Here is a 17,055-nt window from a genome sequence, read left to right on the forward strand (position 1 = left end):
TCTCCGCGCACGCCCCCCAGCCGGAGAAAGCCCGTGACCCGTCGCCGTAAGATCATCCTCGCCACCGCCGCCATCGCTTGTGCCGGCCTCGCGCTCGGCGCGGCCCGGGCGCGCGACGTGCCCAAGGTTGCCACCGGCTTCATCGCCGACACGCTCTGCTCGGAGATCTTCGTTTCCGGCCTCGACCCCCAGCGCGACCTCGTCGAGACCACCGACGCGATGCCGGGCGCGGGTCTGCTGACCTGGGCGATGAATTTCCAGGTCGATCGCGTCCGCAAGGATGTCACGGTGTCCCTGTTCGGGATCGGCCGCAGCCACGCCGTCTATCGCGAGGGCCTGGGCTGCACGCTCGAGCATGGCCTGGGGCTCGCCGATGTGGCGTTGCCGCGGGATGACAAGCAGCCGGCGTTGCTGCCCGAGATCGCCGGCCCGGATATCGTCGCCCCGCAGAGCGAGGGCCTGTCAGCCGCGCTCGACCGCGCCTTCGCCGAACCCGCGCAGCCGCCTTACCGCCGCACCCGCGCCATCGTCGTCATGAAGAATGGCCGCATCATTGCCGAGCGCTATGCCGACGGCATCTCGCCGGAGACGCAGCTGCTCGGCTTCTCCATGACGAAATCGGTGATGTCGGCGCTGACGGGCATTCTCGTCCGCCAAGGCAAGTTGAAGCTCGACGGCCCCGCGCCAATCGCCGCCTGGCACAATCCCGATGATCCGCGCCATGCCATCACCGTCGACCAATTGCTGCGTCACACCGCCGGCATCGCGCTCGGGAGCTCGCTGGAGGCCTCGCTCGGCTCCGCGCTCGAGCCGGTCAACACCATGAAATATGCCTCGGACGACATGGCGAGCGTTGCTGAGCGCGCGCCGCTTGCGACCGCGCCGGGCACGGCTTGGAACTATCATGACGGCAACTCCGTCATTCTTGCGCATCTATTGCGCGAGAGGGCCGGCGGCAAGCCCGCCGATGCGCTTGCGTTCGCGCGCCGCGAATTGTTTGCGCCGCTCGGCATGCGTCACGTCACGCTCCAGCTCGACGCGTCAGGCACGATCGAGGGTTCGGGCTCGATGCTGGCTTCCGCGCGCGACTGGGCGCGGCTCGGTCAGCTCTATCTCAACGACGGCATCGCCGGCGGCAAACGCATTCTCCCGGAGGGCTGGGTGAACTACTCCGCGTCGGCCACGCCGAACGCCTGGGTCGGCATCGGCGCTGGCTTCTGGACCAATCAGGGCGACAGCTTTGGCGCGAAGTTTCGCGTCGAGCACGGCTGGCCGCGCGATGCCTTCTTCGCCAAGGGCACGATCGGGCAGTACACGATCGTGATCCCGTCCGAGAAGCTGGTGATCGTGCGGCTCGGCCGCTCGCCGAACTGGCCACCGGAAGTGGATGGCGTGTTCGATCTCGTGCGGGATGTCGTTGCGGTGACGCGCTCCGCCTCTTCTCCCTCGCCCCGCTTGCGGGGAGAGGGTTGGGGTGAGGGGGAGTCTCCGCAAGGGAGGTGAGAGCTGGACTCGCGGAGAGTCCCCCTCACCCGGAATCCAAGCTGCGCTTGGATTCCGGCCTCTCCCCGCAAGCGGGGCGAGGCGAAGAGACCTCTACTGCCGTCCGAGCTCCGTCGCCGCCGCCACGCGATCGAACAGCTCCAGCGTCATGATCGCGTCGGCGAATTTGTCGGCCCGCGCATTCAGCACGGGCCGTGCCAGCGTCAGAAACTTCTGTTGCATCGCCTGCGCGTCCGGGAACGAGGTCGGCTCGCCGGAGGGATCGGCGTAGAGCCGCTCATGAACGCCATCTTCAGTCGTGATGCTGACGCGCGCGCCGAACGGATGGGAGCGGCCGACCTCGAGCCGGTCGTCCTGCACCACGTCGAACTTGTTGGCGAGCGCATCGATCGCGGCATCCCCCAGACGATTGTAGTCGTCCCAGCCGAATGAGCCCTGGTCGAGCGCGAGCGCGCCGGTGAAGAACATCGAGAACTGGCCGCCGACGATCGAGGTCGGATGCCGCTTGGTGGCGGCATCGCCTGTCAGCGTGATGCCGTTGCGGTGCAGGCCGATCTCGACGCGCTTGACCTGGTCGGGGGTGAGATTGTGCTCGCGGCGCATCGCGATCAGCGCGTCGATCGCGGCATGGGTGTAGCGGCAGCTCGGATAGGGCTTTACGCCGATCTTCATGGTCTCGTAGGTTTTGCCGAGCCCGGCCACGGCCTTGTCCGGATGCGCGTCGTCGGTGTAGCCGGCGAGCAGGCCGTGCTTGCCTTCGACCGATTCCGTCGCGCCGACGAAATCGTTGCGCGCCAGCGTTGCGGCGATCACGCCGTTCATGGCGGCGGCGCCAACCTGGTAGCGCTTGTTCCAGGCACCGTTGACAAGGAATTGCAGCGAGCCCGCGGCCTGGCTGCCGGCGACGCCGAAGGCGGCAACGATCTGCGGCTCGGAGAGGCCGAACAGTTTTGCCGCAGCTGCGGCCGCGCCGTAAGTGCCGGCGGTCGCGGTCGGATGGAAGCCCCGCGCATAATGCGAGGTCGGATCGAGCGCGTTGCCGAGCCGGCAGCAGACCTCGTAACCCGCAACGATCGCGGTCAGCACGTCGCGCCCCGAAGCGCCAACCATCTCGCCGACGGCAAACGCGGCCGGAACCACCGGCGCGCTCGGATGCAGCGAGGAATCCGCGTGCGTATCGTCGAAATCGAGGGAATGGCCGAGGGCGCCGTTGAGGAGAGCCGCGACCGCCGGTGTCCAGGTCTTGGAATCGCCGAACACGGTGGACTCGCCCCTGGTGTCGAGCGACAGCGCTTCCAGCATCTTCAGCAGCGACGGGGTCGATTCAGCCTCGCTCCGCGCCCGGATGGCGCTGCCAAGGAAATCCAGCGTCAGCACCTTGGCCCGATCCAGCACCGCTGCCGGAATATCGGCGAATTTCAGGTTGGCGACATAGGCAGCGAGCGTTGCGGTTTCGTGGGCCATCGTGTTTCCTCGTTTTGGCCGGCAAGTTAGGCGGGCTGATTTTGCCTTTCAAGCGGCCAGGGGGCCGCGGGCATCAGCCATGCTTTTGGCCGGTTTAGAGGACGGGTCCGGATATCAGACGATGACACTCGCAAGACAGCTGTTCGACCGCATCTGGGCGCGCAGGACGCAATTGGGGCTGGCGGTCCGGGTCACGGTCGCGGCGGCCGGCGCTTACGCACTCGCCACCGCGCTGCATCTGTTGTTGCCGCTCTGGGCCGTGCTGACCTCGATCATCGTGACCCAGATGAGCGTCGGCCGATCGCTGAAGGCGACGCGCGACTACATGCTCGGCACGATCGGCGGCGCCATCTATGGCGGCGCGATCGCAATCCTGATCCCCTATTCGGGCGAACTGGGCCTGCTGTGTTTGCTGGTGCTGGCCGTCGCGCCGCTTGCCTTTATCGCTTCGATCTATCCGAACCTGAGCTCGGCAACGGTGACGGCCGTGATCGTGCTTGTGCTTCCGACCATGCATCATGCCGATCCCATGGCCTCGGCGATTGATCGCGTCAGCGAGGTTTCCGTCGGCGCGGTGACCGGGCTGCTCGTCTCTTTTCTGGTGCTGCCCTCGCGCGCGGTACGGCAGATTCGCGCCAGCGCGGCCAAGTTGCTGGATTTGATCGCGGAGGCCTTCAGCGAATTGCTCGCAGGCCTCACGCGCGGCCGCGACAACGACGCGCTGCATCGGATCCAGGACGGCATCGGCACCGCCATGGTGGGCATGAATACCATCGGTGCGGAAGCCGAGCGCGAGCGTTCGGCGCGGCTGTCGAGCGGTCCCGACACCGGTCCGCTGTTGCGCACGATCCTGCGGCTGCGCCACGATGTCGTGATGATCGGCCGCGCCACCGTGGTGCCGCTGCCCGTCGAGGTGCAGGTGAGGCTCGCAGGCCCGCTCGCGGAAGTCGCCGCAGCGATCCAGCGGTTTTTGAAATCGGCGGCCGAAGCCTTGCGCGAGGGCGCCGGCGCGCCGCCGATCCATCCCGTGCACGTCGCGCTTCAGCATTACGCCGAGGCAGTCGCGGCCGTGCGCCAAGATGGGTTGATCCGCGGCCACGCGAGCGATACCGCGGAGCGCTTCTTCGCGCTCGGCTTCTCGCTGGAGCAGATGCACCAGAATCTCTGCGACCTCGACCGCGTCGTCGGCGAATGGTCGGAGGCTGCGGTGGATGGGCCGGTGAAGGTGGCGGAATGAGTCTTATCCGAGTTCGAAGAACCTGAGCTGCGTCTCGTTGCGGCTCTCGATGCCGTCGGTCAGCGCCTTCAACGCAACGTCAAACCCCGGCTGCTTCTGCTCCAGCTCCCATGAACCGTCATGGTCCCACTCGAAGCACCACCCATAGCGCTCGCCGGGCTCGACATGGATCAGCAGGCAGCGGCTGAGCTGCGACGGCTCTGCGACCGGTATCAGGTGCTTGAGCGAAACGCCGTAGGTTTTGCGGAAATAGGCGCAGGCGTCCTCCAGCTCGTCCTCGGAACTCGCAATGAAATCGAGCAGATTGCGCTGCTGCGTGGCCAGCTTGTCAGGTCCGTAGAAGCGTAGCTCGGAAGACGATTCGGGCAGCCGCACCAGCAGCTCGGTCTCGCCGCGGGTCAGCAGGAAATTTCGATAAGCGTCCGGCAGTCGGGTGCCGAGGGCCTGCTCCGCCGCGCGCACAGCCGATTCGCTTGCCGGTATGCCGGGCTTCCAGCGCCAGCCCTTGGCCGACGTTCCCGCCTTGCGCTTTGCTTCGTACTCGGCGTAGCCGTCAGACGCCATGATGTCGTCGTAGCCGCCGAACTGCGACCATTGATAGGCATCGTCGAAAGCCTCTTCCCGCCGCTCGGGAAAACAGGCGAGGATGAGCTCGGCGCGCTGGAGGATGCGTTCATGGTTCGGGGCGGTCCTGCAGAGATGTTCGATCGTGGCCAATGCGCCGTCCGAATCGCCGGCCTGCACATAAGCGTCGCTGAGCAATTCGAGAATGCGGCCTTCGAGGTCGCTCTCCGATATGGACCATGCATAATGCGGCTGTCGGGCGGATCGCCGGGCGCGGAGCGTATCGCGCGCCTGTTCGGCCAAGCGCACCGTTTGCGCCGTGTCCCTGCCGTCGGCGGAACTCAGTCGTGCGGCGTGCCAGAGATAGAGGGGTTCATGCTCGGCCAGCGTACCACTGAGCGCCTCCAGATGGCTCGCCTGCTCGGCGCGTGGCGCGCTGAGAGCCGCCATCATCAGTTCATCCAGGCCCTTCTGCCAGTCCGGCTTCGCCGGCGGATCGGGCGGCAGCTCGCGCAGCGTGTATCTGGTGTGGCTGGTCTCGACATAGCCGGCGGCCACGAGTTCGGCGGCCTGGCGCCGGAAGGCCGCGACGGCGTCGGCGATGCCGGAGAACTCCTCGTTCAAATATTCCTCCGACCCCGGCTCGCCCTTCCAGTTCATGCGAATGCCCATCACCGTGGGATCGCCGCCCGGAATCAGCATCAACTCGCGGTCGTCGTCGCCGGGCGCGCGATGGAAGAATTTTGCTAGATACATCCGATCTCCGCTGCGCCGCCGGTATTGGAACAGGGGCGCCACGTCTCAGTCGCTGTCTCAGGGAAGCCGGTTCATGCCGACAGGCAAGAGCGTTTTCGAGCGACGCGGATGCCGGGTCGCGCCAAGGAAACGCGTCCGATCCAATAATCTAGCGCTTCGTCAGCCCCTTGCTTTGCAAGCGCCAGACCAAGAGATCGATGCGGTCCTGGCCGAAAAAAGGCTCGTTCTCGAACACGAAGGTTGGCACGCCCCAATGGCCCGAGGCCGCGTGGTCCTTCTCGTTCTCCGTGATCACCTGCTCGTAGCGATCCGGATCGGCGCTGATCGCGGCATCCATCGCTGCGAGATCGAACCCGGCCTTCCGGGCGGCGCGGGCGAGGTGATCGCCCTCGTTCCAGCCGGCAACCGAGCCGTCCCAGAGCACTGGCGCGATCGCCGCGGTGAAGGCGAGCGAGCGGCCGTCGAGCTGCGCCATGGCGCCCAAGCGTGTCAGGCGATGGATGTAGGGCTGCTCCGATGCGACCTCGAGCGTCGACATGTCCTGCACGATCGGATCAGGCCGCGGAAAGCGGAACGGAATGCCGGCGTGCTCGGCGACGCGGCGGCTGTCCAGCACGATGTAGCGCGCGAATTGCGGGCTGGCCTTCTTGAAGAAGCCGGGCACGCGGACCGCGATCGGATAGACCGGCCGCAGGTTCACGGCGAGATCGTATTCCTCCACCAGCTTCAGCGTCCTCGGCAGCGCCAGATAGCTGTAGGGGCTGCGAAAGGAAAAGAAGAGGTCGACAGACAGCGTCATCGCGCCGGCTCCACGATGCATCCCACCATGCTGCGGGCCACGAGCTTGTGGAACGGCGTGATGAGCGCGAGGTAGGTCCGTCCGAGGATATTGTTCGTTTTCACCAGCGTGGTCACGGTGACGTGGCGAAGCGCAGCTTCGCCGGCGACATCGACCACGATACGGAAATCGAGATGATAGTCGTCGAAGCCGGCGACCAGCCGCTCCGGCGTCTCGCTCAGCACCGGAAACAGGCCAATCAGGCCGCCGGGCGCGTAGGCGCCTTCACCCGATTTTTTCAGGCCGAAGGGTGTCACCAGAATGTTGCGCAAGCGGGTCAGCGCATCGATCCAGCGCGGCCCGTGCAACACCATGCGGGTGCAGGCCTCGCGGGCGCTCAATTGCGCCGCGCCGACCTCGGCACGAAAGGCGTCGATGAATTGCGCGCCCGATAGCACCGTGCCGGCGTCGACATCGGGGGTGATCTCGTGGACCGATCCTGTCATCCCGCGATTTTGCGCGTCAGCAAGCCAAAGCGCAAGATCAACAGGCCGGCATAAACGAACGATCCGATCGACAGCCCGATCCAGACGCCGACCGCGCCGAGATCGGCGTGAAAGGCAAGCGCCCAGGCGACGGGGAAGCCGACGCACCAATAGCCTGTTGCTGCGAACACCAGCGTCATCTTTGTGTCATTGATGCCGCGCAGCGCGCCGCCCATGATGGTCTGCAGCGCATCGGCGATGAAGAAGGTCGCGCCGACCAGGAGCAGCGTCGCAGTGAGCTCGACCGTTGGCGCGCTGGCATCGCTGCTGCCGAAGAACAGCCGCCCCAGCTCATAGCGGCCGAGGATGATCGCGACGGTCAGGCCTGCGACGAACGCAATTCCGAGCACGGCTGCGACGAGACCCGCACGCCGGACGCCGGCCGGCTCGTTGCGGCCGAAGGCGTGGCCGACCCGCACCGTCGCGGCCATGCCGATGCCGAGCGGGACCATGAACAGTACCGCGGTGACCTGAAGCGCGATCTGGTGCGCGGCGAGCGCCGTGGTCGAGATCAGCCCCATCAGCAGCGCCGCCGAGGAGAACAGGCCGTACTCCAGCAGCAGCGAGAACGAGATCGGCGCCCCGATTGCGATCAGCTGGCGCATCAAGGGCCAGTCGATCCGCCAGAGACGCGCGAGCGGATGGTAGTCGGCGAACGGCTTGCGCAACGCCGCAATCGCGAGCGCGGCGACGAAGGTGCCGAGATTGACCAGCGTGGTCGCCAATCCCGCGCCGAACAGGCCGAGCTCCGGCAGGCCGAACAGGCCATGGATCAGGCAATAGACCAGCGCGAAATTCGCGGGGATCGCGGCGAGTGTGATCCACAGCGGCGCCTGCGGCCGGTTCACCGCGCTCATCATGCTGCGGATCGCAATGAAGCCGAGCGCCGGCGCGATGCCCCAGGCGAGGCCATTCAGATAGCGCTGCGCGAGTGCGGCCGAATGCGGTGCCTGACCGAGCGCAATCAGGATGTGCTCGCCATAAAGCGGCGAGGCCATCATCGGCAGCGAGATCAGCAGTGCAGCCCAGAGTCCGACGCGCAAGGAGAGGCGGATGCGCCTGACGTCGCCCGCGCCGAATGCCTGGGCCGCCAGCGGCGACACCGCCGCCATCAATCCGAGCCCGAAGGTGAAGCTGACGAAGTAGACGGTGTGCGCAAGTGCCGCGGCCGCGACCGAATCCTCGCCAAGCCGCCCGATCAGCGCGAGATCGCTCGTGATCATCGCGATCTGCCCGAGCTGCGTCAGCATCATCGGCACAGCCAGTCGCAGCGTCTCGACGAATTCGATTGCGAGATGGCTTTTCACGCCGGTTTGCCGCGGCTGTCGTGGTTGGACGGTGTCGAGCATGGCGGCGTCAATAGCACGGGCCGGCGACGAAAACATGGCCCGGGTTTCTTCTCCCTCGCCCCGCTTGCGGCAGGGCAATCGCATATGGTGTGTACGATGCGGCGGCATTGGCAGTCGGCTCCCTCTCCCGCTTGCGGGGGAGGGCTGGGGTGGGGGCTGTCTCCGCATTGGGATTGTCGAGAATTGCGGAGGATGTCCCCGAGTGGTGAGAACCCTCACCCGCCGCGCTCTGCGAGCGCGTCGGCCTCTCCCGCAAGCGGGAGAGGCGGAGCAAGCCCGCGACGATCCCCGTAAAAGCCATATGCAGTTGCCTCTCCCCGCAAGCGGGGCGAGGCGAAGAAGAAAGCCCCTCAGCCCTTCCGTTCCGGCACGCGGCGGATCTTCGCGCCCAAGGCGTTCAGGCGTTCGTCGATGCGCTCATAGCCGCGCTCGATCTGGTCGGCATTGTTGATGGTGGAGGTGCCCTCGGCGCAGACGGCGGCGAGCAGCATCGCCATGCCGGCGCGAATATCGGGCGAGCTCAGCGTCGCGCCGTGCAGCCGGCTGGGGCCGGCGATGATCGCGCGATGCGGATCGCACAGCACGATGCGCGCGCCCATCCCGATCAGCTTGTCGACGAAGAACATCCGCGACTCGAACATCTTCTCGAACATCAGGATCACGCCTTCGCACTGCGTGGCGGTGACGATCGCGATCGACATCAGATCGGCCGGGAAGGCCGGCCAGGGCTGGTCTTCCAGCTTCGGCACATGGCCGCCGAAATCGTCCTGGATCTTCAGCGTCTGGTTCGACGGCACGATGAGATCGTCGCCCTCGACGCGGCAGACGATGCCGAGCCGCTCGAAGCCCATGCGGATCGAGCGCAGATGCTCGACGCCGGCGCGGACGATACGCAGCGGCGAGCGCGTCACGGCCGCAAGCCCGATCAGCGAGCCGACCTCGATATGGTCGGGCTGGATCCGATAGGTCGCCTCGCCCAGCGTTGCCGGACCATGGATGACCATGGTGTTGGTGCCGACACCCTCGATCCTCGCGCCGAGTGCGACCAGGAAATTGGCGAGGTCCTGCACATGCGGCTCGGAGGCTGCATTGCGCAGATAAGTGACGCCGTCGGCCGCGACCGCGGCGACCAGCGCGTTCTCGGTCGCGGTGACGCTCGGCTCGTCCAGGAACACGTCGGCGCCGGTGAGCTTGGGACAGCGGAATTCCAGCCGGTCGGTCGCGGTAACCTTGGCGCCAAGTTGTTCGAGCGCGAGCACATGGGTGTCGAGCCGGCGCCGGCCGATGACGTCGCCGCCCGGCGGCGGCAACATCACCTCGCCGCAGCGCGCCAGCAGGGGACCTGCGAGCAGGATCGAGGCGCGGATGCGGACGCAGAGCTCGGGATCCAGATCGGCAGCACGGATGCTCTTGGCGTGAATGTGAAGCGTGTTGCGGGCGGTCCATTCCGCCGATGCACCGACCGAGCGAATCAGCTCGACCAGCGTCTCGGTGTCGCGGATCCGCGGCACGTTCTCCAGGATGACCGGATGCTCGGTGAGCAGTGCGGCGGCGATGATCGGCAGCGCCGAATTCTTGTTGCCGGCCGGCTCGATCGAGCCCGAGAGCCGGTGACCGCCCTCGACGATGTACTGAATGGGCGCCAAATGAGTTCTCGTTGTCCTGTTGGTGGGGCGGGCGGCTTCGGAGGCGGAAACTATAGGGAATTGAGCGCGGTAGCAATTGTGCAGGCCGTGGTTCGAGGCGGTCTGCCAGCCAGGCGTCCCCTAGAACATCCCGATGATATTTCCCACCACATAGAGGACCGCGATCAGGATCAGCACGCCCATGAAGAGGAAGGATATCTCGATGGCGATGGCGCCCGTCCCGAGCGCCGCTGCCACGCCGGCAAGCAGCCTCTCCTCGCGAAACACCAGCGCGAGCACCGAGAGCAGGATCGCGAGCAGGCCGAAGGAGATCGCAGCGATCGAGGATGCGTCGCCCAGTTGGCTCCGCGTCGATGTCTCGCGCGGCGGCGCCTGATACTCGACGCCTTTCATCCGCGCGATCAGGCGATCCTTGAGGCGGTGACCGGTGTCGACGATGACCTGATCCGCGGGCGGCGGAGGATAGATCACCGGCAAGATCCAATGCGGCAGAACGGCCGCGATCAGCGCCAGCATGCCAACGAGGCTCCCGATCACGCCAAGCCGGCGCGACGGGACAACTGGCTTCAATGCGGGAGCACTCATGAAATCACGTTTTCGGGCGGGAACGGGCCGATTCAGCTGCGTAGTAGATTGATCACGCCGCCTTCGCCTTTTTCTTCAAAATACATGAGATCGATGTAGATCGCGGCTGCGAGAACCAGCGCTCGCTCATCTTCTGTCAGACCGCGCTCCAGATACTCCACCAGAAAATTGTCGCGGTCGGTGAACAGTTCGGAGCCGAGGCCGGACCATTTTTTTGCAACGCGCGCCCGCTCTTGCCCTCCGCGCATGAATGGAAAGGTCCAGACGCGCCACCATGGCGAACTGACTTCGAGCACCACTCGTCCCTGCGCATCGTGCACATGGAAGCTCTTGGTGAGAATCGAGAACTGACGCTCGATGGTTCCAACGAGGCGGCCGTCGCGCGAACGCAGCTCCAGACACTGAAAGAACCAGCGGAAGGGATGTCTCCCCACCATGACCGGCTGTCGGGCATTGTCGAAAAAATGAACCTCGAAGGAGCGCCAATGCCCGAAGGCCTGACGCCCCAGGAAGCCGAGAAGTCCCTTTTGCTGTTCAGCCGCATAGAGCAGATCGCGGCCATTTTCATCACGAATACGGTACTTGTTGCGGGTTTCGAAGCCGAAGAGTTCGGCCATTTCGAAGACCTGCTGCACGTACATTCGGCTCTGTCCAGCTAACGTCGGCAACATTCGTTCGAACCTCTCCCAGGGCGGCCTACGCCATTTCGTCGCGATGGCCGGGGGTGAGGTTCAGGGGGGCACCACGAAGGCGGTGCACCCCCTCTCCCGCCTGCAAGCGGGAGAGGCAAGGCAGCCTCAAATATCGATTGTCGCGCTGAGCGAATGCTCCTGGATGAAGTCGCGGCGCGGCTCGACCACGTCGCCCATCAGCTTGGTGAAGATGTCGTCGGCCTCGTCGACCTCCTTGACCTTCACCTGCAGCAGCGAGCGCGCGTTGACGTCCAGCGTCGTTTCCCAGAGCTGTTCCGGGTTCATCTCGCCGAGACCTTTGTAGCGCTGCAGCGTGACGCCCTTGCGGCCGGCGTCGGTGACCGCTTCGAACAGGTCGACCGGGCCGTAGACCATGTGCTCGACGTCCTTGCGGCGCAGCTTGCCGGGGCGGGCGTAAACGTCCTGGAGCTTCACCGTGTACTCGTCGAGCTTGCGGGCTTCGACCGAGCCTAGGAAGGCGTCGTCGATCAGGGAGGTTTCCTTGACGCCGCGCACCGTGCGCTCGAACTGGAAGCCCTGGCCTTCGACATATTGTCCGACCCAGCCACGTTCGACCTCGTCGGCGAGCGTGTCGAGGCGGGCGGCGATGTATTGCGCGGCCGCGGCGGCTTTCTCCGGGTCGCCGTAGATCGCCTTGTTGAGCACGCCGGTGATAGCGGCCTGCTCGATCACCTTGCGATTGTAGCGGGTATGCAGGCTGCGCAGGATGCCGCGGACGATTCGGGCGTCGTCGATCAGCGAACGCAGGTCGCGCCCGGTGCGATCGCCGCCGGTGCCGGGAATATAGACGCAGTCGTCGAGCCCGGTGTCGATCAGATAATCTTCCAGCGCCCGCTCGTCCTTCAGGTACTGCTCCGACTTGCCGCGGTTGACCTTATAAAGCGGCGGCTGGGCGATATAGAGATAGCCGCCGTCGATGATCTCGCGCATCTGGCGGTAAAAGAACGTCAGCAGCAGCGTTCGGATGTGGGCGCCGTCGACGTCGGCGTCCGTCATCACGATGATCTTGTGATAGCGCAGCTTCTCGATCGAGAACTCGTCGCTGATGCCGGTGCCGAGTGCGGTGATCAGCGTGCCGATCTGCTCGCTATGCAGCATCTTGTCGGGGCGCACGCGCTCCACGTTGAGGATCTTGCCGCGCAGCGGCAGCACGGCCTGGAATTCGCGGTTGCGGCCCTGCTTGGCGCTGCCGCCTGCCGAATCGCCCTCGACGATGAAGAGCTCGGACTTGGCCGGATCCTTTTCCTGGCAGTCGGCAAGCTTGCCGGGCAGCGAGGAGACCGAGAGCGGACTCTTGCGCGTCAGTTCCCGCGCCTTTCGCGCGGCTTCGCGGGCGGCGGCGGCCTGGATCACCTTGCCGACGATCATCTTGGCCTCGGACGGGTGCTCCTCGAACCAGGCCTGGAGCGCCTCGTTGAGGACGTTCTCGACCACGGGGCGCACTTCCGAGGACACCAGCTTGTCCTTGGTCTGCGACGAAAATTTCGGGTCCGGCACTTTCACCGAGAGCACGGCGGTGAGGCCTTCGCGGCAATCATCGCCCGTGAGTGCGATCTTTTCCTTCTTCGCATTGGCCTCGGCATAGCCGTTGACCTGGCGCGTCAGCGCGCCGCGGAAACCGGCCAAATGGGTGCCGCCGTCACGCTGCGGGATGTTGTTGGTGAAGCACAGCACGTTCTCGTGGTAGCTGTCGTTCCACCACAAGGCGGCCTCGACGCCGATGCCGTTGGCTTCCGCGCGCACCATGATCGGTGCGGGCACCAGGGCCTTCTTGTTGCGGTCGAGATATTTGACGAATTCCTCGACGCCGCCGGAATAATACATTTCCTCGCGCTTCTCGACCGCGTGACGCATGTCTGACAGTGCGATGTTGACGCCGGAATTGAGGAAGGCGAGCTCGCGCAGGCGATGCTCGAGCGTGGCGAAATCGTATTCGATGTTCTTGAAGGTCTCGCCCGAGGCCAGGAACGTCACCTCGGTGCCGCGCCGGCCGGGCGCATCGCCGACGACCTTGAGCGGTGCGACCGCATCGCCATGGGCGAACTCGATGTAGTGTTCCTTGTCGTCGCGCCAGATGCGCAAGCCGAGCTTGCTCGACAGCGCGTTGACGACGGAGACGCCGACGCCGTGCAGGCCGCCGGAAACCTTGTAGGAGTTCTGGTCGAACTTTCCGCCGGCGTGCAGCTGGGTCATGATGACCTCGGCTGCCGAGATGCCTTCGCCCTTGTGGATGTCGACCGGAATGCCGCGGCCGTCGTCGCGCACGGTGACCGAATTGTCGGCATTGAGGATGACGTCGACGCGCGTGGCGTGGCCCGCCAGCGCTTCGTCGATCGCGTTGTCGACGACTTCGTAGACCATGTGGTGCAGGCCCGAGCCGTCATCGGTGTCGCCGATATACATGCCGGGACGCTTGCGGACGGCATCGAGACCCTTGAGCACGCGGATCGATTCCGCCCCGTAATCGCTTGGATTTGAGGGCTCGTTTTCGGCAGGCGTCTGCCGAGCAGGTTCTGTCATGAGAGGCCTTCGAGATGTCGCCCGAATCAGCCGCGCAAAAGGCGCTGATTTGCAGGCTATTTGTGCCATGAAAGACGCCTAGCGCCTAGCGCAAAGTATCCTCCGGCAACCCATTGATGAAATAGGGATTTTTTGCCGGTTTTCAAGGCGTCCGAAGGTCGATTCCGGGGCTCGCGAAAAGCCCGATTCGACAGCCCGTTTTTGGTCCTCGGAGGCGTGGATTTTGCGGGGGCGCAAAGCCCTGTTTCGAGGCGCTGGGCGCCCCCGGAGAGGCCCGAGTTCAGTAGATCTGATCCGGCTTCTTGTCGTCGTCGAGGTTGAGGGACCAAGCCTCGCCCGCGGCCACGGTGATGGTATCGGTGCGTCGCCGAAGGCCCGACACAAGCAGCGCGTAGGGATATGTGCCGGGCGGCAGATCCAGCACTTGGGGATGATTTTCGCCGCCAGGGATCTTGATGGTTTGATCGTTGATCACCAGCGAAGCCACGTCTGGCCTCAGATAGCCGAATATCAGCCGCGCTTGTCCCGACATCGGCAGGAAATTGGCCTTGGCCGCGACCTCCGTATTTCGCTGCACCAGATCGACTGTGGTTTCGCCCTTGACACGGTCGAGTGTCAGCGTGCCCGGCCCCTTCGGCGAGGCGAAGACGAGCAGCGCGTGATCGGCGGCGACCATCGCGCCATCGGGGTTCTCCCGCCAGCCGCGCTTGCCGAGCTCTGTGCGGTAGAACGCCATGACGTCGCCGAGCTCGGCGGGCACCTGGGCTTTGAGCTCGACCCGGAACGGGGTTTCGATTCCGGACGCGCGCGAGCTGATGTGGCTTGATTGGCTGGCTCGCGTCGGCACGGGCAGGTCGGCGTGGGGATCTGCTGCGGTCAGCGGCGCCTGCGAACAGCCCGCAAGCAGCGTGAGACCGCACACCAGCAGCCGCCACCGTGCCGGGACCTTGGTCCCGCGCCCTATCGTCGTCATGCCCACTCTCCGGCGATGTCGCGCGTCGTGATCTTCACGCGGGACAGCGGCTGCGACTCAGTCGCCGCCGCCTCTCGACGACTAGTCGCCCCGCGAACCTGATGGGTTCAACCCGGCCGCTGCAGGCGCAGGCGGGATCAATACATCTGGAGTGGCAGCACCTCGCCGGTCGGCCCCACCATGAGGCCCCAGGCATCGCCTGCGGCGATCTCGATCGTGTCGTTGCGGGCGGGGCGGCCTGCCATCTTCAGCGAATACGGATACTTGCCGGGCGGCAGGTCGAGCATCGGGCCCTTCGGCGATTGAGGGCCGCCGGCGCCGGCTGCCACCTTGATGGTCTGCTTGTTGATGGTGAGGACGGCTTCCTGGTTGCCCATATTGCCAAGCAGCAGCCTGGCCTGACCTGGCTTTGGCATGATGTCCGCCTTGGTCGCGGCTTCAGGGTTCTTCTGCACCAGATTGACCGATGTCTCGCCATTGGCGCGGCCAAGCTTCAATACGGCCGGTCCCTGCGGTGATGCGAAGGCGAGCTGCACCCGATCGGCGGTCGTGACTGCGCCATCCGCCTTCTCCTGCCAGCCGAGCTTCGTCAGCTCGCTGCGATAGAACGCGAGCACGTCGCCGATGTCGGCGGGCACGCTGGCGTCGAGTTGGCGGCGGAACGGCACTTCGATGCCGGGCAGTCTTGCCGTGCCGAGTGACGTCGAACTGTGCTGCTTCGGCACGGGCAGCGCCGAGTCGGCGTCGGCCTCCAGCGGGCCGGAGGCTTTGGCCTGCGCGCTATCCGTATCGCTGCTCGCCGGTTTCCCCCTGGGTGCAGGATTGGCTGCGGCCATCTTGAGGCCCGAACCATCGGCGCTGACATTCACCTTCGGTCCCATCTGCATCATCGTGAACGAGATCGACTTGCCGCCCTTGGCGAACTCCAGCACGGCCATGTTCGGCTGGTTGATCACCGACGGCTGCTCCTTCCAGCCCACCTGCTTCAGTGAGGCACGGTAGAAGGTGGCGAGAGCCTTGACGCTGGATGTGGTGTTGAATTCGAGCCGGCCGCCGTCGCCGTCGAAATCCACCTCCTGCGCGGTCTCCGGCAGCGGCACCGGCGTGGCGCTGCCGGCCTGCGCCTGCAATGGCGCATCGGAGAGCGCGGCGGCCTGCGTCTTGCGCCTGATGGCATCGTCGGCGAGGACCTGTTTCGTCATCGCCTCCGCATCCTTCATGAACTGGTCGTCGGCATCTTTCTTGGCCTTGGCGCGGGCGGCCAGCACGCTCTCCTTCACCTGTGCGGTCAAGCGGACCATCGTGAAATCGTATTTGCGACCGAGATGCAGCACGCCGTTTTCCTCGGGCGAGGAGAATTTCAGCGCGACCTCATCGCCGGCGGCAAGAGGTGCGCTTCCCTGTTCGGTCCAGCCGCGCGCGGCAAATTCGCGGTGGTAGAAAGCAAGCACCGCCGGCAGATCGGCAAGAGCTGCGACGATCAGCTCGCGCGTGGCGGTTTGGGCGTTGCCCCTGCCCGAGGATGATTTGTACGGCTTCGGCTCGGGCAGGCCGGCGGCATCGCCGGCCTCGAGATCGGTGGGCAGCGCGAATGGTGCGATCCTGATGTCGACATTGGTCCGGCCGTCGTCACGGCGGGTCAGCGTCAGCATCACCGGCTTCTGCTTGTAGAACCCGGTCGAATCGCTGTCGGGATGATCGTAGAAGACGCGCACGCCGTTCGGGACTGACACGGAGAGGTCCACGTTCGGCCAGCTTGCGGCCGTCTCCGCCGTCAGCTTGCGCCAGCCGATCGCGGCCATTTCCCTGGCAAAGTAGTCTTGCGTCGCCTCGAACGTGGCCGGCGCGATGCAGCCGAGATAGGGCCGCGTCTCGTCGAACACGAGATCGACGGCGCCCTCGGGGAAGGGCACATTCGCATAGATGCGGTTGGGGGAATAGGTGACGGCGGATTGGTCGGGGTGGCCGAGCGCTTGCGTGAAGGAAACGGACAATCCCTGCCGACCCTTCTTGAAGGCGAGATTGGGGTTGGTTTCGTCGAGCGGGCGTACATAGGGGATCCAGCCGTCGGCGCCGAGCATCTTCTTCACGGCCGCCGTCGTCACGGCGACGACGGTCGGGGTGATATATTGCACCCGGGACGGATCGGGCCGCGAGGTGTCCTCGATCGCGCCCGGCAGCATCGGCACTGTATGAGGGTCGACATAGCCGGCGTCGAATTGCGCCGCATGCGCGGTGTCTGCCATCAGCAGAAGGCCGCATGCAATCAGCAGCCCACGTGCCGGGACCTGCATCCCGCGCTTGATCATCGACATCGGCACATCTCCTGACATTCGATCCTGGATTTCGCGGGAATCGGCGCGGCCCAGAGAGCTAGTCGCCGATGGCGCCAGGCAGGTTCAACGGCGGTATCCGGCGGCGC

The 17,055-nt window shown here is 65.4% G+C and carries 13 protein-coding genes; 2 read left to right on the forward strand and 11 right to left on the reverse strand.

Annotated features, from left to right (window positions below):
- Positions 1-33 precede the first annotated feature (33 nt).
- Positions 34-1,503, forward strand: coding sequence for a serine hydrolase domain-containing protein (locus JQ621_RS16135; protein ID WP_212235696.1), 1,470 nt, complete (start codon positions 34-36; stop codon positions 1,501-1,503).
- A 93-nt stretch (positions 1,504-1,596) separates the two neighbouring features.
- Here the strand turns inward: JQ621_RS16135 and JQ621_RS16140 are convergent, their stop codons facing one another.
- Positions 1,597-2,967 (reverse strand): MmgE/PrpD family protein, encoded by a 1,371-nt coding sequence (locus JQ621_RS16140; protein ID WP_212235697.1) that lies wholly within the window; start codon positions 2,965-2,967, stop codon positions 1,597-1,599.
- A gap of 121 nt (positions 2,968-3,088) precedes the next feature.
- On the opposite strand from JQ621_RS16140, the gene JQ621_RS16145 reads away from it, so the two are divergent.
- The gene (locus JQ621_RS16145) at positions 3,089-4,204 is read left to right on the forward strand and encodes an FUSC family protein (protein ID WP_212235698.1); all 1,116 of its coding nucleotides are present in this window, start codon (positions 3,089-3,091) and stop codon (positions 4,202-4,204) included.
- Between the two features lie 3 nt (positions 4,205-4,207).
- Here JQ621_RS16145 and JQ621_RS16150 read toward each other — a convergent pair whose 3' ends face one another.
- The 10 genes from JQ621_RS16150 to JQ621_RS16195 all read right to left on the reverse strand — a co-directional run bounded on the left by JQ621_RS16150 (position 4,208) and on the right by JQ621_RS16195 (position 16,948).
- Complete coding sequence (locus tag JQ621_RS16150; RefSeq protein WP_212235699.1) at positions 4,208-5,524, reverse strand: SMI1/KNR4 family protein; 1,317 nt, start codon at positions 5,522-5,524, stop codon at positions 4,208-4,210.
- 148 nt (positions 5,525-5,672) lie between these two features.
- Complete coding sequence (locus JQ621_RS16155; RefSeq protein WP_212235700.1) at positions 5,673-6,323, reverse strand: 2-hydroxychromene-2-carboxylate isomerase; 651 nt, start codon at positions 6,321-6,323, stop codon at positions 5,673-5,675.
- Positions 6,320-6,808 (reverse strand): DUF2867 domain-containing protein, encoded by a 489-nt coding sequence (locus JQ621_RS16160; protein WP_212235701.1) that lies wholly within the window; start codon positions 6,806-6,808, stop codon positions 6,320-6,322. The genes JQ621_RS16155 and JQ621_RS16160 overlap by 4 nt, the downstream gene beginning before the upstream one ends.
- Positions 6,805-8,196, reverse strand: coding sequence for an MATE family efflux transporter (locus JQ621_RS16165; RefSeq protein WP_212235702.1), 1,392 nt, complete (start codon positions 8,194-8,196; stop codon positions 6,805-6,807). The genes JQ621_RS16160 and JQ621_RS16165 overlap by 4 nt, the downstream gene beginning before the upstream one ends.
- 350 nt (positions 8,197-8,546) lie before the next feature.
- The gene (gene murA, locus JQ621_RS16170; RefSeq protein ID WP_212235703.1) at positions 8,547-9,842 is read right to left on the reverse strand and encodes a UDP-N-acetylglucosamine 1-carboxyvinyltransferase; all 1,296 of its coding nucleotides are present in this window, start codon (positions 9,840-9,842) and stop codon (positions 8,547-8,549) included.
- Positions 9,843-9,962: 120 nt separating this feature from the next.
- Positions 9,963-10,358 (reverse strand): hypothetical protein, encoded by a 396-nt coding sequence (locus tag JQ621_RS16175; protein ID WP_249125335.1) that lies wholly within the window; start codon positions 10,356-10,358, stop codon positions 9,963-9,965.
- A 101-nt stretch (positions 10,359-10,459) separates the two neighbouring features.
- A complete protein-coding gene (locus tag JQ621_RS16180) occupies positions 10,460-11,098 on the reverse strand; it encodes a phospholipid scramblase-related protein (protein WP_283813197.1) in 639 nt (212 codons plus the stop codon).
- Positions 11,099-11,224: 126 nt separating this feature from the next.
- Positions 11,225-13,660 carry a DNA topoisomerase (ATP-hydrolyzing) subunit B gene (gene gyrB / locus JQ621_RS16185; protein ID WP_212235706.1) on the reverse strand — a complete coding sequence of 812 codons (2,436 nt, stop codon included), beginning with the start codon at positions 13,658-13,660 and terminating at the stop codon, positions 11,225-11,227.
- A 280-nt stretch (positions 13,661-13,940) separates the two neighbouring features.
- Positions 13,941-14,633 (reverse strand): hypothetical protein, encoded by a 693-nt coding sequence (locus JQ621_RS16190; protein ID WP_212235707.1) that lies wholly within the window; start codon positions 14,631-14,633, stop codon positions 13,941-13,943.
- A 137-nt stretch (positions 14,634-14,770) separates the two neighbouring features.
- Positions 14,771-16,948 (reverse strand): hypothetical protein, encoded by a 2,178-nt coding sequence (locus JQ621_RS16195; RefSeq protein WP_212235708.1) that lies wholly within the window; start codon positions 16,946-16,948, stop codon positions 14,771-14,773.
- Between the last annotated feature and the right edge of the window lie 107 nt (positions 16,949-17,055).

This window comes from Bradyrhizobium manausense, assembly GCF_018129685.1.
Taxonomy (GTDB): domain Bacteria; phylum Pseudomonadota; class Alphaproteobacteria; order Rhizobiales; family Xanthobacteraceae; genus Bradyrhizobium; species Bradyrhizobium manausense_D.

Bases quoted from the DNA above. Each gene is read 5' to 3' on its own strand.
- JQ621_RS16180 (WP_283813197.1), bottom strand. From the start codon at position 11,098: ATGTTGCCGACGTTAGCTGGACAGAGCCGAATGTACGTGCAGCAGGTC.
- JQ621_RS16150 (WP_212235699.1), bottom strand. From the start codon at position 5,524: ATGTATCTAGCAAAATTCTTCCATCGCGCGCCCGGCGACGACGACCGC.
- JQ621_RS16195 (WP_212235708.1), bottom strand. From the start codon at position 16,948: ATGTCGATGATCAAGCGCGGGATGCAGGTCCCGGCACGTGGGCTGCTG.
- JQ621_RS16160 (WP_212235701.1), bottom strand. From the start codon at position 6,808: ATGACAGGATCGGTCCACGAGATCACCCCCGATGTCGACGCCGGCACG.
- gyrB (WP_212235706.1), bottom strand. From the start codon at position 13,660: ATGACAGAACCTGCTCGGCAGACGCCTGCCGAAAACGAGCCCTCAAAT.
- JQ621_RS16155 (WP_212235700.1), bottom strand. From the start codon at position 6,323: ATGACGCTGTCTGTCGACCTCTTCTTTTCCTTTCGCAGCCCCTACAGC.
- JQ621_RS16190 (WP_212235707.1), bottom strand. From the start codon at position 14,633: ATGACGACGATAGGGCGCGGGACCAAGGTCCCGGCACGGTGGCGGCTG.
- JQ621_RS16165 (WP_212235702.1), bottom strand. From the start codon at position 8,196: ATGCTCGACACCGTCCAACCACGACAGCCGCGGCAAACCGGCGTGAAA.
- JQ621_RS16145 (WP_212235698.1), top strand. From the start codon at position 3,089: ATGACACTCGCAAGACAGCTGTTCGACCGCATCTGGGCGCGCAGGACG.
- JQ621_RS16175 (WP_249125335.1), bottom strand. From the start codon at position 10,358: ATGCTGGCGCTGATCGCGGCCGTTCTGCCGCATTGGATCTTGCCGGTG.
- JQ621_RS16140 (WP_212235697.1), bottom strand. From the start codon at position 2,967: ATGGCCCACGAAACCGCAACGCTCGCTGCCTATGTCGCCAACCTGAAA.